Genomic DNA, 21,180 nt, shown 5'->3' on the forward strand with positions numbered 1-21,180 from the left:
GGGCTACCCCACCGCCACGCGGGGCCGTCCGCTGGCCTCAACCGTGATCAGCGCCTCGACAAACACTTCCTGTGCTTCGATCTTGGCCGTGCGGATGTCACGGTCGACGGTCACGCGGATGTCTTCAGCCCCGGCGTCGCGCACCGCACCTTCCGCCTCACCCCGCAACACATCTTCGAGCAACTGCAAGGCGCTGTTGGAATCCGAGAAATCCTGCGGCCCCTCTTCCAGATGCACACGATAGCGGCCTTCGGCAGGCGAGGTCACGGTGCCGGTCCGCCGCAGAGTCAATCGCCCCACCACGGCACCGATGGCATTCGCGACACCGGCATGTTCCGGCAGCACCATGTTGCAATGCAGCCGCTCTCCGACCGCCGGGTAATAGCTGGGGGCCGAGGCCCCAAGGCCCACCACATCCACGTTCAGCGCTGTATCCAGCGCGATCAGCCCGCGATGCTTGGCCAGCCCGCGTTGGGTTAGAACATGACGCGCCAGTTCTTTCGCAGGCAGGTCGAATCCATTGCTTTCCTCGGCAAAAGCAGTCTCTAACAAGGTCAAAGCGGTCTGCTCGGTCAGCTGATCCACAATGATCTGCGCCAATGCCTCGGGCGACTGCGCAAGCCGGTCACCTGACCCAACCCGCTTACGCGCCACCAGTTCCAACGCCTTGCGCGCAGCGTCAACGTCCCAATCCGCAAGCCGCCCCAAAACGTGGCTGGCGTCCGACGGCGTCACGCCCGAGACCTGCACGACCCCGCGATCCACCAGACGGCTAAGCGCCCCATGTTCCATCCGGGTCTGCAGCAGTCCGCTCAGTGGCACCACACGGTCTGCCAGACGTTCTAACAACACGGCCTCACGCGGGCCTATCCCTTCGGCAGGGATACCCGGCACTCGGCGGGCAAACCGGGTGTCATGCTCACCCACCGTCGTGGCCCGCAGCTGTTCATCCAGCGCCGCATGCACCACCTCAGGCGCCTCAGTTGCAATCAGCGACACCGGCAGCACCCGGCGCGGTCCAAGGAAGACGCCGCCGCCCAGGCCTTCGGTAACCACATGCACCTGACTGTCGCCGCCCAGGCCATGGGTGCGCATCGCCACCGCCTCGACCATGGTGCGAAAGCCGCCCACCTGCGCGCCTGCCGGATCGATGGCGGGCTTCCCGTCGCGGATCAGCGCCACATCGGTTGTGGTGCCCCCGATATCCGACACCAGCGCATTCTCAGCCTCAGTCAGCCAGCGCGCGCCCACAATTGATGCGGCGGGCCCGCTTAGAATGGTCTCAATGGGCCGTTCGCGCGCCTGTTCTGCGCTCATCAACGCACCATCGCCACGCACGACCATCATCGGCGCGGTGATCCCCTGCGTCTGCAACTGGTCCTGCGCGCGCCCGATCAGCCGGTCAATCATCCCGATCAGCCGGGCATTCAACACCGCTGTCACCGCCCGTTTCGGCCCGTTCAGCTTGGCCGACAGGTGATGCGAGCAGGTGACTGGAATGCCAGTACACTCGGAGATCACGCGGGCCACTTCCAATTCATGCGCCGGATTTCGTGTGGCAAACTGCGCCGCAACCGCATAGCCGGAGATGCCCGTATGAGAGTCTAAAAAGGCTTCAAGCCCCGCGATATCCAGCTCAGAGGCCTGCCCTCCGGCATGATTGTGCCCTCCGGCCAGCACCAAAGCCGGGTCACCCTTCAGCGCATCCCGCAGCCCATGCTTTTCCAAATCGCTTTCGCGAAAGCCAACATAGATCAGCGCCACGCGCCCGCCCTGCCCCTCGACCAGCGCATTGGTGGCCAAGGTGGTCGACAGCGACGCCATGCCGATCTGATCCGGCGCAATGTTGGCTATCTCAAGCACCGCAGATACCGCTCGGCCCACCCCAATCGCCAGATCCGCCCGCGTGGTCAGAGATTTGGCCGAGGCTATCACCTCGCGCTCATCCCGGATCAGCACTGCATCCGTATAGGTCCCGCCCGTATCCACCCCCAAAGCCAGCGCCATCGGGTCCTCCATCTGTTCGCCAGAATCGGGTGTAGCGTTTTCCTGCGGCGCGTCCAGCCCGTTTACGACAACCGCGCCACCGCCCAGCGCGCCGCATCCGCGACGGTCGGATCGGGATCGTCAGTCAGACCCTGCGCGACCGTCCTGAGCGCGGGCTGATCAGAATTGCCAATCGCATAGAGCACATTGCGCACAAACCGATCCCGCCCAATCCGCTTGATCGGCGAGCCCGAAAACATCGCCCGAAACGCCGCATCATCCAAAGACGCCAGTTCTGCCAGCGGAGGAGCCTTCAACTCCTCCCGCGCCGCGTAACGCAGATCACTGGCCGCAACCGCAAACTTGTTCCAGGGGCAGGCCGCCAGACAGTCATCGCACCCATAAATCCGGTTGCCCAATAGCCCCCGCAGATCCTCATCCACCGGCCCCTTATGCTCGATCGTCAGGTATGAAATACAACGACGCGCGTCCAACTGGTAGGGCGCGGGAAACGCGTCCGTCGGGCAGGCGTCCAAACAGGCCCGGCAGGACCCGCAATGATCAACCTCGGCCCCATCCACGGGCAAGTCCAATGTGGTGAACACAGACCCTAAAAAAGCCCAATTGCCCCAATCCTGACTGACCAGATTGGTGTGCTTACCCTGCCAGCCCAACCCGGCGGCCTGCCCCAACGCCTTTTCCGGCACTGGCGCTGTGTCGACAAACACCTTCACTTCGCCGCCCGCTTTGGCAATCAACCACCGCGCCAACCGTTTCAGGCGCTTCTTGACCAGATCATGATAGTCCTTGTTCTGCGCATAAACCGAAATCGCACCCAACGCAGGATGCGCCAAAACCTCCGTCGGATCATGCTCAGGCGTATAACTCTCGGCCAGCATGATCACCGATCGCGCCTCGGGCCACAGCGCTGATGGATCGCCCCGCCAATGGCTCCGTTCCGCCATCCACCCCATCTGCCCATGATAACCGGCCTGCAGAAACGCCTCCAACCGCCCGGCCACTTGAGGCACATCCCACGGGCGGCACACCCGGCAAGCCACAAACCCCTCGGCAAGGGCCTGCTGTACCACCCGCTCCTTAAAATCCGATCCGTCCTTCATCTGGCCATAAATATCCTCGGGGGTCCGGGGGCAGACAGCCCCCGGTCCTACCCAAGATATCAGAAATCCAGATCAGCGTAATGCGCCGGTGGCCGAAACCCCGGCACCTGATCCGCCAGTATCGACCGAAACGCTGGCCGAGACTTAATCTTCGCATACCAATCCTTCACCGCGGCACTCCGGTTCCAGTCCACGTCCGAGATATAGTCCAGCGCCGACAGATGCGCCGCTGCGGCAAAATCGGCCAATGTCATCTGATCCCCTGCCAGCCAGCGGCGGTGGTCCAGCAACCAGGTCATGTAATCCAAATGATACTTGATCGCCCGCGCACCTTCCTTGACGTTCTTGCTGTCCGGATAGCCCTGCCCAGTGACTTTCTTGTTCACCCGCTCATACAGCAACTTCGACGTCACCTCGTGATGAAACTTGTCATCGAACCATCCCACAAGCCGCCGCACCTCATACCGCGCTTCGGGCTTTTTGGGCATCAATGGCGGCTCGGGGCGCGTCTCTTCTATGTATTCGCAGATCGCGGCGCTTTCGGCCATGATCTGACCGTCCAGCCGCAGCACCGGAACCTTGCCCGCCGGGTTGCGGCGCAGGAAATCCGGGTCCTGTTCCCAATATCGCTCTTCGACCAGCTCAACCTCGATCTTCTTTTCTGCCAAAGACAGGCGAACCTTGCGACAATAGGGCGAGAGGGGAACGTGAAACAGACGCGCCATGGATTTCCATTCGAAACAAAGAATACGCTTAAAGCTTTAGCGCCAGTGGGGGCGGGGTTTCAATCCTCGAAACAGTCAGCGCGTCCATCTGCGCGGATGGTGGCCGCTCCGTCCAGAATTGACGCCGCCCGCCTGCGTGTGCGCACCGAAGGATCAGTCACTGAGCGGTTGCGCGGCGAGGGCAGGATCGCCGCCAACCGCGCCGCCTGCACGGGGCTCATCTTCGCGGCGCTGACGCCATAATATTTCTGCGCCGCCGCCTCGACCCCAAACACGCCCTGACCGGTTTCGGCGACGTTCAGATAGACCTCAAGGATCCGCTGCTTGCTCCAGACGATCTCGACCACCGGGGTCATCGAGGTCTCAAGTGCCTTGCGCACCCAGCTGCGCCCCTGCCACAGGAACACGTTCTTCACCACCTGCTGCGTGATGGTCGAAGCCCCACGGCTGCCGCCATCCTCCAGCGCGTCGCGGATCGCTTCGACGTCAAACCCCCAATGCAGGCAGAAATTCGCGTCCTCCGCCGCCACCACTGACCGGGCCATGATGGGTGAAATCTCTTGAATCGGAACCCACTCACGCTCGATCTGCCCCAGCCGCCGCCATTCGGACCAGATCGTATGCGTGACCGGCGGGTTCACGACCGTGTAAAACAACACAAGTGCCACAAAAACGGCTGCCACCGCCAACACGGCACGCAGCACCCAGCGTCGCACCCACGCGATTGCGCCTGATACCGTATTCGCCTTGGTCGCCTGTTTTTTCTTACCGCGAGTCTTGCGGCCTGCTTTTTTTGCCATGCCTTGCTATACGCCGCGACAGGCGTATTTGAAACGGATTATTTCGACATCAGCCGCCCGTCGCGCGGGCGGATCACCGGGCGCGCGGTTTTGGCGGCAACCGCCCCGCGTGCCTGCAATTCAGGGAACAGCCCAATGACCTCGGCCTGCGTGCCACGCTCGGTCTGCGCGATGGCATGACCGGGGTAATAGCTTTCGCTTTTGGCCCCATTGGCAAATACGATCTCGTGCCGGCGGAACAGCAGGTGGATATAATCAACCTCGCCGCCTTCTACGCGCGTCACACTGGTGCCGTTCACCAGACAATGGGCAGCTATTAGCACTTCGCAATGACCATAAAGATAGGGTGCCCGCCAATCGTCGATCAGCATCCGATGCTGCGGGGACACCAACAACGGTTGGCTGAGCCCGAACATCCCGGCCTCGAACCGGATGGGCGCCAGCTTGCCGCGGGCCTCAACCGTGGTGCGCCCAATCCACAGCACAGGCTTGGCGCCGCTGTCGGCAGTATTCACCAGATCGCCGGGCTTGAGGTCTTCGATGGGGCATGGACCATCCGGGGTGGCGATCAACGTGCCCGGTGTGAAACACGGCGGCCCAAGATCGCCATTGTCGATATTGACCGAGCCGAAGGACGCCCCATCATCGCTGAAATCCGTCACCGAAGATGAAACAAACGTCCCCTGTTGCAGGACTGACCCGTCGGTCGGGGTAAACACCTCTCGCCCATCTGCGAGATAGAAGGTGACACCGGTATAGGTCACCTGTGAGCCGTCGGGAAGCTCGATCGTCACCATGTCATTGAAGTAGGATGCGGTGATGTCGGCACCATCTACCGAGTCACCGTTCAGCCGGTTGATCAGGTCGTCGTCGTTCTGATCGACGATATCAAAACTCTGCACCGTGAGCGTTGAACCAACCACCGTCCCGTTCGCGCCCGGATTGGCCGGGTCAAGGACGAAGAACTGGTCCGTATAGGTCGTGGGCATCTGACTACTCCAAACTCACTCTCCACACGGCTGCAGACTGCCTGCAATTCCCGAACAAACTATGACCAAAGCTGGGTGTTTTCTGCGACGCGGGCAAGAAATCAGCCTCTTATGCAACCACATAATGAAAGCCCCGCGTGTCATTTCGAGCACGCAGGGCCGTCTTTTCGCCTTTATCAGAGCCTATTCGGCGGGAACCGCCGCCGCCTCAAGCGTCAGAGGATGGCTAAGCTTGTTGAGCATTTCTTTCGGGCAGACCTGAAGGAAATGGGCTTTCTCTACATCCCAATGTTGCAGAATATCCGCGGCTTTTCGGCTATGGGTTTCGGCCATGTGACGCTCGATCAGGGATTTCAGCTGGGCTTCCCAGTGATCGACGCTGACCGGACAAGTCACCAACGTTTCCATGTTCATCAGCGCCTGCGCCCGGTCTTCCGGGTCATACAGGTACGCCATACCACCCGTCATGCCGGCGCCAAAGTTGGCCCCGATATCGCCAAGGATGACGGCAACGCCACCGGTCATGTATTCACACCCGTTGGACCCACAGCCCTCAATCACCACTTTGGCGCCGGAGTTTCGCACCGCGAACCGCTCACCGGCACGGCCTGCCGCGAACAGGTGGCCGTCGGTGGCACCGTACAGGACGGTGTTGCCAATGATCGTATTGTCATCCGCCTTCAGCGGGCTGACCTGCGGTGGGCGCACGACGATCATACCGCCTGACAGACCCTTGCCGACATAGTCATTGGCATCGCCGGATACTTCCAGCTTGAGCCCCGGTGCCGCAAAGGCCCCAAGCGACTGGCCCGCAGAGCCTTGCAGTTTCACATGCAGGTGGTCGTCCTGGAAGGTGTTCTGCATACCGAAATTCTGCACGATATGGCTTGAGACACGCGTGCCCACGGTCCGGTGCGTGTTCTGGATCGCGTAAGACAGTTGCATCTTTTCACCGTCTTTCAGGAACCGTGCCGCATCGCGGACGATCTCGGCGTCCAGCGTATCCGGTACCGCGTTGCGGTCCTTGTCACGGTTGTAGACGATGTCATGCGCGCCATCGACGGTGATCAGCAGCGGGTTCAGGTCCAGATCGTCCAGATGCGCCGAGCCGCGGCTGACCTGAGCCAGCAAGTCTGCGCGTCCGATGATTTCGTCAATAGACCGAGCACCCAGGCTGGCCAACAGCTCGCGTACTTCCTGCGCGTAGAAGGTAATCAGGTTGACGACTTTATCGGCGTTGCCGGTGAACTTGGCACGCAGGCTTTCGTCTTGGGTACACACGCCGACCGGGCAGGTGTTCGACTGGCACTGACGCACCATGATACAGCCCATCGCGATAAGCGCGGCGGTGCCGATGCCATATTCCTCGGCCCCCATCATCGCGGCCATGACGATGTCGCGGCCTGTGCGAAGGCCGCCATCGGTGCGCAGGGTCACCCGGTCGCGCAGGTTGTTCATCGCCAGAACCTGATGCGCTTCGGTCAGGCCCATCTCCCACGGTAGACCCGCATATTTGATGCTGGTTGCAGGGGACGCGCCTGTGCCACCGTTGTGTCCCGAAATAAGGATAATATCCGCTTTCGCCTTGGCCACACCGGCAGCAATCGTGCCAACGCCCGAGGATGCCACCAGTTTGACCGTCACCTTACAGCGCGGGTTGATCTGCTTGAGGTCATAGATCAGCTGCGCCAGATCCTCGATCGAGTAGATGTCGTGGTGCGGCGGCGGTGAAATCAGCGTCACGCCTTTGGTCGAATGACGCAGACGCGCGATCAGATCGGTCACTTTCATGCCCGGCAACTGACCGCCCTCACCGGGTTTTGCGCCTTGCGCGACCTTGATCTCAAGCTCTTCGCACTGGTTCAGGTATTCGGCGGTTACACCAAACCGGCCCGAGGCCACCTGTTTGATCTTGGCCGATGGGTTGTCGCCATTGGGCTCCGGCACGAAGTGTGCGGGATCTTCCCCACCTTCACCCGAGTCAGACTTTGCGCCAATCCGGTTCATCGCCACGTTCAGCGTCTTGTGCGCCTCGGGCGACAGCGCGCCCAGCGACATGCCCGGCGTGACAAAGCGTTTCCGGATCGAGGTGATCGATTCGACCTCTTCAATCGGCACCGACTTACCCAGCGGCTTGAAATCCATCAGGTCGCGCAGGTGGATCGGCGGGTTCGACTGCATCTTGGCCGAATACTGCTTCCACAGCTCATATGAGGCTCTGTTACAGGCCATTTGCATCATATGCATCGAGGTCGCTTCCCATGCATGGGTCTCGCCCGATTTCCGTGCCTTGTAGAATCCACCGATGGGCAGCACGTCCAGACCGGTGTCCCAGCCTTTGGCGTGGATTTCCTCGGCCTTGGCCTGAATCCCGGTGACGCCGATGCCGGAAATCCGGCTGGTCATGCCCGGGAAATACTCGGCCACCATCGCACGGCTGAGGCCCACGGCCTCAAAGTTCAGGCCTCCACGGTAGGACGAAATCACCGAAATCCCCATCTTGGCCATGATCTTCAGCAGGCCCTGATCAATCGCCTCGCGATAGCGCGCGACGTTTTCGGTCAGCGTCCCATCCAGCAGCCCGCGATCAATGCGGTCGGCCAGCGAATCCTCGGCCAGATAAGCGTTCACCACGGTCGCGCCACAGCCGATCAACACGGCAAAGTAATGCGGATCGACACATTCTGCCGAGCGTACGTTCAGTGAACAGAACGTCCGCAGCCCCTGACGGGTCAGGTGCGAGTGCACAGCGCTGGTCGCAAGGATCATCGGCATCGCCACACGGCCCTCGCCCGAGTTCATGTCCGACAACGCCAGATGCCCCGCGCCCGAGCGCACGGCCTCTTCCGCTTCGGCTCTAACACGGGACAAAGCGGCGCTCAGGGCGCCCTGCCCGGGTTCAAAGCTGCAGTCGATTTCGACCAGCGGTGCATCGAGGTTTTCGACCAGCTTGTCCCACTGCGCATTGCCCACGAAGGGGCTGCCCAGAACCACGATTTCAGTCTGGCTGCTGTCTTCATCCAGAACGTTCTTCAAGTTGCCGAACCGGGTTTTCAGCGACATCACGCGGTATTCGCGCAAACTGTCGATGGGCGGGTTGGTCACCTGGCTGAAATTCTGCCGGAAGAAATGGCTCAGCGGGCGGTACTGCTTGGACAACACAGCCGACGGCGTGTCATCCCCCATCGAGGCCAGCGCTTCTTTGCCGTCCTCAGCCATCGGAGCAAGGATCTGCTCCAACTCTTCAACAGAATAACCTGCCGCGATCTGACGCTTGCGCAGCTCTTCGCCGGTAAACTTGGGCGTCTCGGCCACACCGGCAAGGGCTTCATCCAGATCGTGGATCTTGCCAACCCACTCACCAAACGGCAACGCGCGCGCCAGCTTATCCTTGATCTGCTTGTCGCTGAACAGTTTGCCCTTCTTCATGTCCACGGCCAGCATCTGACCCGGGCCCAGCGCGCCTTTTTCGGTCACCGATGCCTCATCAATCGGCACCATCCCGGCCTCGGAGCCCGCGATCACCAGACCATCGCCGGTGACCACATAACGCATCGGACGCAGGCCGTTCCGGTCAAGACCGGCACAAACCCAGCGACCATCGGTCATGGCCAGAGCGGCAGGCCCGTCCCAGGGTTCCATCACCGAGTTGCAGTAGGAATACATATCGCGCCATGCCTGCGGCAACTCAACCGCCTGCTTGGACCAGCTTTCCGGCACCAGCATGGTTTTCGCCATGGGGGCCGAGCGGCCCGCGCGTACCAGAACTTCAAAAACCGAGTCTAATGCGGCCGAATCCGACGATCCGCCCGCGATGATCGGCTTGATGTCTTCGGCATAGTCGCCAAAGGTTCCGGAGGCCATGCGTATCTCATGGCTCTTCATCCAGTTGATGTTGCCCTTCAGCGTGTTGATCTCACCGTTATGCGCCAGCATGCGGAACGGCTGGGCCAGCCACCATTGCGGGAAGGTGTTGGTCGAATAGCGCTGGTGATAAATCGCAAAGGCCGATTCAAAGCGTTCGTCCATCAGGTCGGGGTAGAAAACCGCAACCTGTTCGGCCAGCATCATGCCCTTGTAGATGATCGAGCGGCAGGACAGCGACGCCAGATAAAGGCCGGAAATCCCAGCAGCCGCAGCGGCTTTTTCGATGCGACGACGGATCACATACAGCTCACGCTCAAAAGTCTCTTCATCGACGCCTTTGCTGTTCGAGATCAGGATCTGCTCAATTTCAGGCCGGGTGGCATTGGCCTTTTCACCCAGACAGGTGACGTCGACCGGCACGTGACGCCAGCCGTAAATGTAGTAGCCCATGCGCAGAACTTCGGATTCGACGATGGTGCGGCAACGCTCTTGCGAGCCGAAATCAGTGCGCGGCAAGAACACCTGACCCACCGCGATCAGATTGTCCATATCAGGCTCGTGTCCGGTCCGCCGGATCTGGTCGTAAAAGAACGGCACCGGGATCTGGACATGAATACCCGCCCCATCGCCGGTCTTGCCGTCGGCATCCACCGCACCGCGGTGCCAAATCGCCTTGAGCGCGTCAATCCCGGCATCTACAACCTTGCGCGACGGCTTACCGTCGACAGAGACAACAAGGCCGACGCCGCAGGACGAATGCTCTTCTTCCTCGGAATAGAGACCGTTTTCAGTCATCCACTGGCGTTTGGCTTCTTCGGCCCGCACCCAATCGGCATCATATTTGGTCATTGGCTGTCTCCTTGATCAGAGGGGGCATACATGGCTTCGACCTCTGCTTTGGTCATCTGCCTGCGCTCGCCTGCGAACGCGTAGCCCTCGGGCTTTTTGTCGATATAGAGTTCAATTTGCAGCGGCAGCTGGGTGTCGTCGAACAGCCCTGCCGCCATCTGTGTGTGTCCGTGCATCTCACCCGGCAGGGTGATCCGGTACCAAAGCGCCGAGCCGCAGTCGGCGCAAAAGGCGCGCTCGGCCCAGTCGGATGAAGTGAAGGTTTTCACCGGGCCCAACGCAGCATATCCGGGTTCGGCCTGAAAGGTCATCAGCATTGAACTGGTCCAGCTGCGACACTGATCACAATGGCACGCGCCCAGCGCATCGCGCGCAGGGGTCGCGGTCACGGTGACCGCACCGCACATGCATTGGCCTTGCAATTCGGGCATTGCTGTCGCTCCTGATCGCTGGGCTTATTCGGCTGCAACAGCCGCTTTGGCATTGAACCGGTCGATGATCGCATCGGCGCAGTCGCGGCCATCGCGGATCGCCCACACGACCAAAGAGGCCCCGCGCACGATGTCGCCGATGGCATAGACGCCATCCATCTCGGTCTCGCCGGTCTGGAATGCCGCCTTGACGGTGCCCCAGCGGGTCACGGGCAGGTCGGGCTGACCGAACAGCGTGGGCAGATCTTCGGGCTCAAAACCCAAAGCTTTGATCACCAGATCGGCGTCTTCGACATAATCGGCACCTTCGATAACTTCAGGTGCCTGACGACCCGACGCATCCGGCTGTCCCAGACGCATTTTCTGCACCATCACGCCGGTCACCTTGTCATCGCCAGTGAACCCTTTGGGCGCGCTGAGCCATTCAAAGATCACGCCTTCTTCCTCGGCGTTCTGCGTCTCGCGCTGCGAGCCCGGCATATTGGCCCGGTCACGACGGTACAGGCATTTGACCGAGGTCGCGCCCTGACGGATCGAGGTGCGCACACAATCCATAGCGGTATCACCGCCGCCGATCACAACGACTTTCTTTCCGCTGGCGTTCAGACGACCATTGTCGAAATCCTCGACCGCGTCGCCAAAGCTTTTGCGGTTCGAGGCGGTCAGGAAGTCGATGGCCTTTTCGATGCCTGCCAGCCCGCTGCCGGGCATGGTCAGATCACGGGATTTGTAAACACCGGTCGCGATGATCACAGCGTCATGCTTTGCACGAATTTCTTCGAATTTCGCGGCGTCGACGTCGCAGTTCAGCTCGAACGTCACACCGCCATCGGCCAGCAGATCATTGCGGCGCTGCACGATGTCCTTTTCCAGCTTGAAGCCGGGGATACCGTACATCAACAGCCCTCCGGCGCGGTCATAGCGGTCATAGACCGTTACCTGAACACCCGCCCGGCGCAGCATATCCGCCGCCGCCAGACCACCGGGCCCACCGCCAATGATGCCAACGCTCTCGCTGCGCTCAACACCGGGCACGATGGGTTTCACCCAACCTTTGTCCCAGGCGGTGTCGGTGATGTATTTCTCGATCGAGCCGATGGTGACCGTACCGTGACCCGATTGCTCAATGACGCAATTGCCTTCACACAGACGATCCTGCGGACAGATACGCCCGCAGATCTCAGGAAACGTATTGGTGGCCTGACTGGTTGCATAAGCCTCGGCCAACCGCCCAGTCGCCGTGAGGTTCAGCCAGTCCGGGATGTTGTTGTGCAACGGACAATGCGACTGGCAATAGGGTACACCGCACTGGCTGCACCGGCTGGCTTGCTCGGCCGCTTTCTCGGCAGCATATTCTGCATAGATTTCATCAAAGTCTTCCTTGCGGTCACCCGCGGCACGCTTTTCGGGCATGTCACGGTCGATCTGCACAAATTTCAGCATCGGTTGCTTGGCCACGGGTCGGACTCCATGAATTGGCTAGGTTCGGCTTCTTTACGGGAAGCCTTTCGGGATTAAAAGTCAGCAATATTGACCTATATACAAGAAACACTAGGAAACAGCATGCAAAATGAGCAGATATCCTGATTTTTAGTTCCGATTCGGACCTATTTGAACTCTTTCCTTTCGCACACCGCACTTATACCCATAGTTCATAAGAAAAACGACCATAGCGCAGAGCCGAGCAGATGAGCTTATTCCACCTGATTCTCGTGGCGATCATTCAGGGCGTCACCGAGTTTCTGCCCGTGTCCTCTTCGGGCCATCTGATCCTTCTGCCGCTTCTCACCGGAATCGATGACCAAGGGCTGGCGATAGACGTCGCGGTCCACGTCGGAACGCTGGGGGCTGTCGTTCTGTACTTCCGAGAGGACGTCATGCGCGCCCTGTCGGGATTGCCGGACGCATTGCGGGGCCGTTCCGAGCAGCCCGAAGCACGGCTTGCCCTGGGCCTGATCGTTGCGACCATTCCGACGGTGGTGGCTGGTGCAGTCCTGTATTTGACCGGGTTGCAGCACGCCCTGCGCTCGATTGCGGTGATCGGCTGGGCAATGCTTGGCTTTGGCCTGCTACTGTATTGGTCGGATCAAAAAGGGGCGCAGACGAGAAAGGCGGTCGACTGGAGCCTGCGTGACGCGGTCATCATGGGACTGTGGCAAATGCTGGCCCTGATACCGGGCACGTCGCGCTCGGGCATCACGATTACAGGTGCACGGCAACTGGGCTATGATCGCGAGGACGCCGCGCGGATTGCAATGCTGATGTCCATCCCGACCATTCTGGCCTCGGGCGCGTTGCTATCCGTTGATGTTCTCGGACAACTCGACCTGCAACTGCTCAAAGACAGCGCAATTGCGGCGCTCTTTGCGTTTGTCGCTGCACTCATCGCACTCAGCCTGATGATGCGCTTGTTACGCAGCGTGAGCTTTACGCCCTACGTTATATATCGCGTCATACTAGGTGCGGTTCTGCTGATCATCGCTTATAGCTGATCAGATCCGCAGGTTCTTTGCCGAATTCTGTATCTCATCATACTGACCCGAAGGGCGGAATTTCCAAAGATAGTCCGGCAAAACCGACTCAAGCGTCGTAGGCTCGATCCCCAGATCAGCAAAGCCTTTGGCCCCCTCCGACACCACATTGTCGCGCCGCAGATTCCTGAGTTGGTCACGGGTCAGGATCGGATTGGGAAACAGCTGAAAGCTGACGAATTTCAGAATATCCAGACCGCCCGCCATGATTTTGGCGATCCAGAACGGCATACCAATAATGATCCGACGCCGATGGATAACGCCCAGCATCTGCTGCATCAGAGCCCGGAAGGTTTTGGTTTCCGGTCCACCCAACTCGTAAACACCCGGCTGGGCCTTGCCCAACACGCCCAACACCGCGGCCTGTGCCACATCATCGACATAGACGGGCTGGAACCGGGTCTCGGCCCCGACCAGAGGCAAGAACGGGCTCATCCGAGTCATCCCGGCAAAGCGGTTGAAGAACTGGTCCTCAGTGCCAAAGATAACCGATGGGCGCAGAATAACGGCGTCTGGCATGTGCTGCAGCACGGCAGCTTCGCCCTGTGCCTTGGTCCGCGCATAGTGGCTGTCTGACTCAGCATCAGCACCGATCGCCGAAATATGCACCATTCTGCCAATACCCTGCGCGGCAGCAAGGCGTGCAATTCGCGCGGCTCCGTCGGCCTGAACCGCATCGAACGCGTTCTTTCCCAGCTCATTCAGGACGCCCACGCAGTTCACCACCGCATCAACACCATGCATGGCAGCCGCAACCGAGGCATCATCACGAATGTTGCACAAGATGGGCTCAACCTGCCCGACGGCGCCATAGGGCTTGACGAACATCGCCTCATTCGGGCGTCGCACCGCCACGCGGACGCGCCATCCTTCGGCGGCCATACGGCGCGCGACGTAGCGGCCAACAAAGCCCGATCCACCGTAAATCGTGACCAACTTGGACATGATGGTGCTCCTGCTGTCTGGGTCAGGTTTGATCTAGCGCCCAAGCGCGCGGCGAACAAGGCGCAATAACGCCGCGTGCTCGTGAAATTCGGACCTGGGGACCGTTCTGATCGGGCTGCTTGAAAAAACTTTCAAAACGGGCGCGAATCTGGTTGACGCCCCCCGCCAGTCAGCTTAAACGCCCCTCCACGACACCTGCCCAGGTGGCGGAATTGGTAGACGCGCTAGCTTCAGGTGCTAGTGTCCGTATGGACGTGGAGGTTCGAGTCCTCTCCTGGGCACCATGTTTCTCCCTATGACATCGGAATTTATTTGCTTTCTTGGGTGGCCGTCTGACATCCACTGATTTATCCCCCGAATTATTGTTGATTGAATGTCTGATTTGGTTGGTGGACACTCAGAGCATTACTCCGTTTCTAGGGGCCAGGCAGCAAATACAGCTCGTGCAGACAGCACCTACTAAGTAAAAATCGCGCAAAAAATGGGGCGGTGATGGCGCCAGAGCGGTTTAAATGGCAAAATCCGCGCTCGGCCTTAGCAACCCTGATTTGGCCGAAATGACCGGATTGCATTGAAATACCTTGAACAAGCTCCATCAGGGCGAGGGTAATGTCTCTACTGTTAAACATCTTAGGCTAGCGCTTGACGCCCAGGGCATTCAGTTTCTGGGCTAAGGCGACACGGCCAATGGGGTCGGGTGGTGCTTTCAAAGAAAGGTTTCGAATGAGTGTTAGAAACGCCATCAAGCACACCGCAATGCTGTATGCCTTGTTGCTGCCTAGTGTAGCGATAGGTGCATCTGATTGGACCTGCATAGAGCCAGCACTGCTAAATGAATTGGACCTCAAGTTAGACTTCCAGGACGACTTTGCCGAGACGGTATCTGTCGAGCGCCCAGATTTTGCTGAGGTTGCATCATTGGGCGCGGAAGCTTCTAAAGTTAGCTTTTCAATGCGACTCTCTCGAATAGTCTGGCTTTGGGAAAATGATCCTGAAAGGTTTGCTGAGCCCGATGCCTTCTGGGTACTCGAATGGGGCGAAGATGACATGGATCAGTGGCTTGATGCGGACCCAAGCAACCTTGCCCTGGAGGCGCGCTTTGAGAAATTGCAAGCGTCCTTGCGCGACCATCCCAACTTGCCTGAGTTCCGAAGCTATGTTTCGGACAACAGAACTGTCAGCCCGTATCTGGAATTGTACACCGCATTCGGGGACGAGATTCGAGCCGCGCGGGACAGTATAGCGAGTTGTTACTCGCACTAGGCTGTTGAGATCAGAACGAGTCATAGGGAATAGGTATGGGATTGCTAGCTTTTGACCACGTAAACGTGCGCACCACACACCTTGAGGATATGGTTGAGTGGTACGGGCAAGTACTGGGCCTGTATCCTGGGAAACGACCCGCTTTCAACTTCCCAGGGGCATGGCTGTATCTGGGCAGTACAGCCGTCGTACATCTGGTCGGAGTAGGTGAAGAACCTGCGGTTGGAGCAAACCCATCACTGGAACACTTTGCTTTCAAGGCTGATGACTTCGAAGCTTTCGTTGATAAGCTAAGAAGGATTGGTATTGCCCACACCATTGATCCGGTACCGGGGATGCAGCTTGTACAGGTTAATCTATGTGACTTCGACGGTAATCACATTCACGTCGACTTCGAAACCGACAGTTAATTGAAGCTCAACCCCATTTGGGAGCCAACCGATATAAGTGTTTGTAAATCAATTGAACTTTTCCCAGCTTCTCACTAAACTGGAGCTTACCAGCATTCACATTCAGTGTCGCGGCAATCTGCCGGGATATCCATTTGACTCCGTGTGCAACAACTTGTCGCTCGTCTGAGCTTTGAGTGTGCGCAGACATATCCGCCTAGCAATCTGGTGATATGCGGACCTGTGCGTGACAATATTGCGTCTGGGCCGGAGACGGCATTGAGGGAGGAAATTCATCCATGAAGTGCGTTTTTAAACTAGGTGTGCCAGTCGTCATCTCAGCGTTCCTGTCAGCTTGTGATCTCGGGCCGAACGGTTTTGGAACCGCGCCTTAGGGTGTGTCGCAGTCAGAATGGGACGCCCAACAAAAGGCTAAACGCGAAGCCTACAATAGGTGCATGAGTGGTCCAAGGCCGGGTGGTGGCACAGAGAGATGTGATGCGCTCAGGTGAGGTCCGTTACCAGGTCTCGGTTTAAACGGGTGCGTTCAAAGCCCATTGATAAAGACCCTGCACGGCTTGCTAGTGTTCCAGTAACCTCCTGAGCGGTTTCGTTAAAGTTGAGAAGCTAGCAAAAAGAAAGTGGGAATACTGGTTCCAGTATAGCCCGGTACAAATAGGCCCAATCTGGTTAAGCGTTTCAAAATTGAACGCAGCGAACATGAACGCAAGATGAATGGCACGTTCTCGAGGAGTTCAGCCGTAAACGGTTAAACTGTATTCGTGGTCTCGGTTTCGAGCCACTGTTGTTCAACAATTGTGGGGGTAAATACTATGAATAATTCCAAACTAGCTATCATCAGCTTCATTGCAGCATCTCTGGCTTTTACAGCCCCGGTTTACGCTGTGGATGAAAGTGACAATCCTGACCCACCGTCTGAAACCAAGAAAGGCGATAACGGCTGGGGAAATGGCGCGGATACCACGAACGCAGGTAGTTTTTCTGGTGGTACACGTTCGTCAAAGAGCACGAACGGCGGCTCGCGCAACGACAGGAACTATCCATCGGCGCTTGATAAATTCAACGGGCGGTAACCCGAAACTGCTATAGACAAAAGATGGGCGGCACTGGTCGCCCATTTCGTATCTTGCCGATGCAAATTCCATTCGGATCTGAACGCTGTCGAGATTCTCGCGACGTCTTGAGGTTTCAGCAGAGGTCAAAGCCAACATAATGCTGGATTCAACAAGCGCCTTTCAAGGCAATAGGAAATTCCCCACTGGTCCACAAATACAAGAAACCGGCCGACCGCAAATCGCGGGGCAGCCGATTTGGGAATGCTCCGCAGTTAAACTCGCTCAATTCTAAGCCCGTCAAAAGGTGTCCCTATCTGCGACGCTTTGGTGAGCAGTAATCACCTTTTACGGATTGGGCCTTAACTTTGATGGCTGTTTTAGACGCCAGACCGCATACTCACCCGCGGCCAAATGGCACCAAAAAAGCGCCCAGAGGATTGAGCCATAGACAAGTGGAAATGTATCGTACCAGGCCCGGTCGCCGAACAGAAACGCTACAAACAGCGACAAGCGCGCGGTAACAAAGAGAAAGGCAAAGGAATAGCTCATGATCGCATAGTAGGATACATCTCCGCGTGGCTTCCGCGCGGCAGCGGATACAAGCTTTAGGGTAAAGTAGATCCATACCGCAGACCCAGCTCCATAGGCCGATACGATCAGCGGCGTTACATGATAGCCAATAGTTATGATCAGCGCGCATATCGCACAAATCAATGATGCGATCACATACACAACCCCAATCCGCATATGCCACTTTGACCCCGGCGCGATGGAAATCGCCAAAGCGCCAGACAAAAGCGTGACTATCCCTGCCGGTATATGAACGACAAAAACATAGATATTCTTGGCATCCAGAGCGTGGTGCGTGAAGTTGTCGTAATACCTGAATATCGGATACCCAACACCTATGATTTCTTCCAGGCGCAGCGCTGCGAAAACCGAAAAACAGATCGCAACAAAAAAGATAGCTTTGCGCATGTGCAACTCGCTCCTGCGGAAACCGAATAAGTAGATCATATGTGAACAGGTATCTTGGGTGTTTCAGTACCTCAATTCCAGTTGTGTCTGACGATGCTCATTTAACGTTGGTTTAAAAGACCAATTTAGCAATCCTGTCACGAATTCACTTTGGAAGACCTGCTTTTAACCACCCTTCACGCCACTCATTTGCACAAGCAGGAACCGAAAAAAGCGGCATTTGGCTCTGTGCTGCGGTGGCGGTCAGTTCGGGGCGCAATGCCAGCAGATCCGCAACCGCCTTTTGGGCAGCGTTCTCCTCGGAAAGTTGTCCTAAAGATGCAATCAGCATCAGGTGGCTCATAACAAAGCTTGACCGAATTGCGAGGGCTTCGCGGCACGCCTGAGCCGCTTTTTCGTATTGGCCCAGATGGAAGAGTGCACTTGCTTGAGCAACATAGCCAGCGTAGCGCAACGGATCATATGGGCTGAGTTCGACAGAGTGTTTCGCATGTTTCAGCGCTTCTTCTGGCCGATCAAGAAGAAAAAGATTTACCGATGCCAGCATATGAACTGTTGCAGCGTTGGGGTTTTGTTCAAGCGCCTGCTTGAAAGCCAATCGTGCACGCGGCAGGTCGCGCGCAAGCATTGAGATCGAGTGCGCCGCATATGCCATAGCGACACCGTCTGCCCGATCGCTATGCAGGACCTGTTCGGCGGCTTTCACAGCGTCCTGCGGACCGGCACCTACAGGCTCCAACCCTTGCACCATCCGCTGAATATGCAGCCAGGCCAATAACCCGGATGCGGCGGCATAGTCAGGATCTCGATCCAGCGCCAAGGTCGTCAGCCTAATAGCCTCGCGGTTGTCTTCATCGGTTAGAAGATGGAAATGCGATTGGGCCCGCAGGTAAAGCTCATATGCTTCGAGATTGTTGGTTGGTTTCGAACGCGCGCGTTTGGTTTCTGCCTGTCGCAGCGACGGTTCAATTGCTGTTACGACCTCAAGCGTAACTCTGTCTTGAAGGTCGAAAACGTCGTCGAGCACGCCATCAAAGCGATCCGCCCAGAGATGGCTACCGTCTTCTGCATCAATCAGCTGGCCCGTAATTCGGACGCGTTGACCTGCACGTCTGACCGACCCTTCGAGCACATAGCGCACTCCAAGCGCTCGACCGACTTCTCGGACATCTGTGCTTTTACCTTTGAACGTGAAAGACGAATTTCGGGCCACGACCATCATCCAGCTGAACCGAGACAGCTCTGTAATGATGTCTTCGGTTATGCCGTCCGCAAAGAACTCTTGGTCGGGATCGGCTGACATATTGTCGAACGGAAGCACGGCGATCCCGGGTTTGAATTTTTCGTTCTTTGATAAATTGGCTGAAGTTCCCTTCGGCCAGCACCACACCGCAACACGACGCGTGATATTTTTTAGTTCGGCCTGTTCTCCACCGTCGAAACGCGACGCGCCAGTGCGGTCGAGGCTATTATGGGACGTATCTGACATCAGAATTTGATCCGGCTCGGCCAATGCTTCCAGGCGAGCGGCAACATTTATTCCATCACCGAAAATGTCATCACCATCAGTCACCACTTCACCTGTATGAATACCAATTCGAAGCTTTATGCTGTTTGGTTTCAGCGATGACTGGATCGCGATCGCGAATTCTGCGGCATCGGATGAGGATTGAAATTCGGCGATCCATCCGTCGCCCATGCTTTTGATCAATTTGCCTTTATGGGCTACCAGCAATGGCTGGAGGGTTTCTTCGCGGAACGATCTTAGCGCAACGAATGTACCCTGCCGGTCTCGATCCATGAGCGCTGAGTAACCGACAACATCTGCCGCAAGCACCGTAGTAAGTCGTGTATCCACTCTTAGTCCCCCCGTCGCTCAATACTTAACGTGACTTGCTAACTCTGTCAGCATGACAGGGGTGTCGTTGCGCTCGGTTCGGAGCATCTTCCAGTTCAACAATAAGGTGGCTTGGCTGGACAGGGTGACGGCCTCGAAGCCAACGGTCGATGGCGACGTTGAACAAAGCAAGGCCGCGTGGATTGCCCAAAAGTTAACGTCGAGTACAGATTGCTCACACCTATTTTGGCGGCAGTGGACGTTTCCGTCCGGCAATCTGTCTTTTGCTAATGGCTTGCGCTTCGAATGGACTGCGGGAGGTTAGACTGTTGGCACTATTTGCCCTCCAATCCTCCCTCCAAACCCCATCATCTACACGGACGGCTAGGCGCTCAAACGAGCTTAACAACCGCTTTGTGCGGCGAGCCAAATCGGCACAATCTGCAGGCACTTTGGCCGACCTTGAGCTCGAAACGGATATTTCTGTTCCAATGTGCTATAGTGTTCACATTGTGAAGGGTTCGAAGGATTTTCATGCTTGCTTTTGATGCCGAAACTACTCGACGTCTGGACTTCGTCTATTTGGGGGCAGACGTCACAAGACGGCGCCAAGGTTCATTCGATGCGCTCAGACCTGGCCCGGGCGAAACGATTGTCGATATCGGCTGCGGCAATGGTTTATTGACCGCAGAGCTTGCGCGCGCCGTGGGCAGCACAGGTCGTATTGTTGGAGTCGATCCAAGCAACGATATGCGGCAATCGGCACTTGAACGGTGCCGGGAATTTAGTTGGGTCGAAATTATCGATGGTTCGGCAGACAGCCTCCCTCTTGAAGCAAGCTCAGCGGATAAGGCGGTTTCGGTTCAGGTCTTCGAATACCTGGATGACATCCCGGCGGCTGTGTCCGAAGCCCGCCGAATTCTAAAGCCCGAAGGCCGATTGGTCGTCGGAGACATTCATTTTGACAGTCTGGTTTGGCACAGCGATCAGCCAGATAGAATGGCTCGAATGATTGACGCTTGGGACCACCATTTTTCCGCGCGCGGAGTGCCTGCACTACTGCCTTCCATTTTGAATGAATCTGGTTTCTTGGTAGATTCGATCAATCCAATTACGATTTGCGATACGCAACTGAAGCCTGATGGCTTGGCCAATATGATGATCGTTCTGATGAGTGGATTTGCCGTGGCCAAGAACCTTGTTCCAGCACAAGAAGCAAGAGAATGGGCCGAGGAGCAACGTGCCTTAGCAAACACCGGGCATTTCTTCTTTTCTCTGACACACTTTGTTGTCAGCGCTCGTAAAGTTGTTTGATCCGCACCGAATACGGAACGGTGTTTGGTGGTGAAGTTGTGCGATGGACTTTCGAAATCAGCAGATCTGGGCCGTTGTA

Annotated in this window: 16 protein-coding genes and 1 tRNA gene; 6 read left to right on the forward strand and 11 right to left on the reverse strand. The window is 57.5% G+C overall.

Features of this window, described 5'->3' with window-relative positions; genetic code table 11:
* Positions 1-3: 3 nt before the first annotated feature.
* From ACR0KM_RS19785 to ACR0KM_RS19820, 8 genes are all read right to left on the reverse strand, one after another.
* Positions 4-2,007 (reverse strand): hydantoinase/oxoprolinase family protein, encoded by a 2,004-nt coding sequence (locus ACR0KM_RS19785; RefSeq protein ID WP_480861363.1) that lies wholly within the window; start codon positions 2,005-2,007, stop codon positions 4-6.
* A 62-nt stretch (positions 2,008-2,069) separates the two neighbouring features.
* A complete protein-coding gene (queG, locus tag ACR0KM_RS19790) occupies positions 2,070-3,107 on the reverse strand; it encodes a tRNA epoxyqueuosine(34) reductase QueG (RefSeq protein WP_480861362.1) in 1,038 nt (345 codons plus the stop codon).
* Positions 3,108-3,166: 59 nt separating this feature from the next.
* Positions 3,167-3,832 carry an FtsZ-binding protein FzlA gene (fzlA, locus tag ACR0KM_RS19795; RefSeq protein WP_480861361.1) on the reverse strand — a complete coding sequence of 222 codons (666 nt, stop codon included), beginning with the start codon at positions 3,830-3,832 and terminating at the stop codon, positions 3,167-3,169.
* A 59-nt stretch (positions 3,833-3,891) separates the two neighbouring features.
* Entirely contained in the window at positions 3,892-4,632 is a 741-nt protein-coding gene (gene mtgA / locus ACR0KM_RS19800; RefSeq protein WP_480861360.1) for a monofunctional biosynthetic peptidoglycan transglycosylase, read from the reverse strand.
* Between the two features lie 38 nt (positions 4,633-4,670).
* Positions 4,671-5,621 carry a Hint domain-containing protein gene (locus ACR0KM_RS19805; protein WP_480861359.1) on the reverse strand — a complete coding sequence of 317 codons (951 nt, stop codon included), beginning with the start codon at positions 5,619-5,621 and terminating at the stop codon, positions 4,671-4,673.
* 183 nt (positions 5,622-5,804) lie between these two features.
* Complete coding sequence (gene gltB, locus ACR0KM_RS19810; protein ID WP_480861358.1) at positions 5,805-10,337, reverse strand: glutamate synthase large subunit; 4,533 nt, start codon at positions 10,335-10,337, stop codon at positions 5,805-5,807.
* A complete protein-coding gene (locus tag ACR0KM_RS19815; RefSeq protein WP_480825787.1) occupies positions 10,334-10,768 on the reverse strand; it encodes a GFA family protein in 435 nt (144 codons plus the stop codon). Before ACR0KM_RS19815 ends, gltB begins: the two co-directional genes overlap by 4 nt.
* A gap of 24 nt (positions 10,769-10,792) precedes the next feature.
* On the reverse strand, positions 10,793-12,226 hold the full coding sequence (locus ACR0KM_RS19820; RefSeq protein WP_480861357.1) for an NAD(P)-dependent oxidoreductase: 1,434 nt from the start codon (positions 12,224-12,226) through the stop codon (positions 10,793-10,795).
* 230 nt (positions 12,227-12,456) lie between these two features.
* Here ACR0KM_RS19820 and ACR0KM_RS19825 point away from each other — a divergent pair, with 230 nt between their 5' ends.
* Entirely contained in the window at positions 12,457-13,260 is an 804-nt protein-coding gene (locus ACR0KM_RS19825) for an undecaprenyl-diphosphate phosphatase (RefSeq protein ID WP_480861356.1), read from the forward strand.
* On the opposite strand, the gene ACR0KM_RS19830 is transcribed toward ACR0KM_RS19825, so the two are convergent.
* Complete coding sequence (locus ACR0KM_RS19830) at positions 13,261-14,244, reverse strand: complex I NDUFA9 subunit family protein (protein ID WP_480861355.1); 984 nt, start codon at positions 14,242-14,244, stop codon at positions 13,261-13,263. It lies immediately after the preceding gene.
* Positions 14,245-14,441: 197 nt separating this feature from the next.
* Between ACR0KM_RS19830 and ACR0KM_RS19835 the strand changes: the two genes are divergently transcribed.
* The 4 genes from ACR0KM_RS19835 (at position 14,442) to ACR0KM_RS19850 (ending at position 16,990) form a co-directional block, all read left to right on the forward strand.
* Positions 14,442-14,528 (forward strand) — tRNA-Leu (locus ACR0KM_RS19835).
* Positions 14,529-14,967: 439 nt separating this feature from the next.
* Positions 14,968-15,507 carry a hypothetical protein gene (locus tag ACR0KM_RS19840; protein ID WP_480861354.1) on the forward strand — a complete coding sequence of 180 codons (540 nt, stop codon included), beginning with the start codon at positions 14,968-14,970 and terminating at the stop codon, positions 15,505-15,507.
* 35 nt (positions 15,508-15,542) lie between these two features.
* Entirely contained in the window at positions 15,543-15,917 is a 375-nt protein-coding gene (locus ACR0KM_RS19845) for a VOC family protein (RefSeq protein ID WP_480825777.1), read from the forward strand.
* Between the two features lie 812 nt (positions 15,918-16,729).
* Positions 16,730-16,990, forward strand: coding sequence for a hypothetical protein (locus ACR0KM_RS19850; RefSeq protein WP_480825775.1), 261 nt, complete (start codon positions 16,730-16,732; stop codon positions 16,988-16,990).
* A 327-nt stretch (positions 16,991-17,317) separates the two neighbouring features.
* Here ACR0KM_RS19850 and ACR0KM_RS19855 read toward each other — a convergent pair whose 3' ends face one another.
* A complete protein-coding gene (locus ACR0KM_RS19855; RefSeq protein ID WP_480861353.1) occupies positions 17,318-17,950 on the reverse strand; it encodes a DUF2306 domain-containing protein in 633 nt (210 codons plus the stop codon).
* A 145-nt stretch (positions 17,951-18,095) separates the two neighbouring features.
* Complete coding sequence (locus ACR0KM_RS19860) at positions 18,096-19,808, reverse strand: adenylate/guanylate cyclase domain-containing protein (RefSeq protein ID WP_480861352.1); 1,713 nt, start codon at positions 19,806-19,808, stop codon at positions 18,096-18,098.
* A gap of 513 nt (positions 19,809-20,321) precedes the next feature.
* Between ACR0KM_RS19860 and ACR0KM_RS19865 the strand changes: the two genes are divergently transcribed.
* Positions 20,322-21,101, forward strand: coding sequence for a methyltransferase domain-containing protein (locus ACR0KM_RS19865; protein WP_480861351.1), 780 nt, complete (start codon positions 20,322-20,324; stop codon positions 21,099-21,101).
* Positions 21,102-21,180: the final 79 nt, after the last annotated feature.

The organism is Ruegeria sp. G10, from assembly GCF_056533645.1.

Excerpts from the sequence above, each read along its gene's own strand:
- ACR0KM_RS19785 (WP_480861363.1), bottom strand. The coding sequence starts at position 2,007 with ATGGCGCTGGCTTTGGGGGTGGATACGGGCGGGACCTATACGGATGCA.
- queG (WP_480861362.1), bottom strand. The coding sequence starts at position 3,107 with ATGAAGGACGGATCGGATTTTAAGGAGCGGGTGGTACAGCAGGCCCTT.
- fzlA (WP_480861361.1), bottom strand. The coding sequence starts at position 3,832 with ATGGCGCGTCTGTTTCACGTTCCCCTCTCGCCCTATTGTCGCAAGGTT.
- mtgA (WP_480861360.1), bottom strand. The coding sequence starts at position 4,632 with ATGGCAAAAAAAGCAGGCCGCAAGACTCGCGGTAAGAAAAAACAGGCG.
- ACR0KM_RS19805 (WP_480861359.1), bottom strand. The coding sequence starts at position 5,621 with ATGCCCACGACCTATACGGACCAGTTCTTCGTCCTTGACCCGGCCAAT.
- gltB (WP_480861358.1), bottom strand. The coding sequence starts at position 10,337 with ATGACCAAATATGATGCCGATTGGGTGCGGGCCGAAGAAGCCAAACGC.
- ACR0KM_RS19815 (WP_480825787.1), bottom strand. The coding sequence starts at position 10,768 with ATGCCCGAATTGCAAGGCCAATGCATGTGCGGTGCGGTCACCGTGACC.
- ACR0KM_RS19825 (WP_480861356.1), top strand. The coding sequence starts at position 12,457 with ATGAGCTTATTCCACCTGATTCTCGTGGCGATCATTCAGGGCGTCACC.
- ACR0KM_RS19830 (WP_480861355.1), bottom strand. The coding sequence starts at position 14,244 with ATGTCCAAGTTGGTCACGATTTACGGTGGATCGGGCTTTGTTGGCCGC.
- ACR0KM_RS19840 (WP_480861354.1), top strand. The coding sequence starts at position 14,968 with ATGAGTGTTAGAAACGCCATCAAGCACACCGCAATGCTGTATGCCTTG.
- ACR0KM_RS19845 (WP_480825777.1), top strand. The coding sequence starts at position 15,543 with ATGGGATTGCTAGCTTTTGACCACGTAAACGTGCGCACCACACACCTT.
- ACR0KM_RS19850 (WP_480825775.1), top strand. The coding sequence starts at position 16,730 with ATGAATAATTCCAAACTAGCTATCATCAGCTTCATTGCAGCATCTCTG.
- ACR0KM_RS19855 (WP_480861353.1), bottom strand. The coding sequence starts at position 17,950 with ATGCGCAAAGCTATCTTTTTTGTTGCGATCTGTTTTTCGGTTTTCGCA.
- ACR0KM_RS19865 (WP_480861351.1), top strand. The coding sequence starts at position 20,322 with ATGCTTGCTTTTGATGCCGAAACTACTCGACGTCTGGACTTCGTCTAT.